The organism is Nocardioides sp. CPCC 206348 (assembly GCF_048654705.1).
Classification (GTDB): Bacteria; Actinomycetota; Actinomycetes; order Propionibacteriales; family Nocardioidaceae; genus Nocardioides.
In genome coordinates this window covers 130,413-130,934 of the sequence record NZ_JBMCZA010000210.1, presented here as the reverse complement: position 1 = coordinate 130,934, position 522 = coordinate 130,413, and the positions used below count along the sequence as shown (strand labels likewise).

Annotated in this window: 1 protein-coding gene; it reads right to left on the bottom strand. The window is 70.5% G+C overall.

Annotation, left to right across the window (positions count from 1 at the left end; all coding sequences use genetic code 11):
- Nucleotides 1–287, bottom strand: a 287-nt coding sequence (locus tag ACOADB_RS21595) for a hypothetical protein (RefSeq protein WP_378603370.1), incomplete at its 3' end; no start/stop codon positions are given.
- Nucleotides 288–522 lie beyond the last annotated feature (235 nt).

Genomic DNA, 522 nt, shown 5'->3' with positions numbered 1-522 from the left:
GTCAGCTTGTGCTTCGGGAGCGAGAAGACGTCGCTGTCACCGGAGATGCCGGGCTGGGTGCCGAGGCCCGGGAAGCCGCTCTGCAGGCCCGCGGGAAGGGCGTTCGCCTCGGCCGAGGGCTTCGCCTTCTTCGTCTTCTTCGGTGCGGCCGGCTCGGTCGGGAGCGTCGTCAGGTCGTCCGCGCGGGGGCGGTCGTCGTCGATGGCCCGCTCCGGCGAGTTGGGCCGGAGCATCACGATCAGGCCCACGGTCACCAGGAGCAGGACCGCAGCCCAGACAAAGAACACTCGCTTCTCGGACCCTGGTGCACCACGCATGCCCGTACAACGACCGGTGGAGCCGCGTGGCTATGGCCCTGCCGGCCAACCGTCCTGTGACGTTCACCCCGTCGTCCCTCGCCGATCGCGCCCCGGTCGCTGGGAACCGGTTGCCTCTGGGAACGTGACGTTGCTCTGGGACGACCAGACCCGCCTCGGTGAGCTGCGCGTCGGGCGCCGTACGACGGTGGTGGCCGGCCTGTCC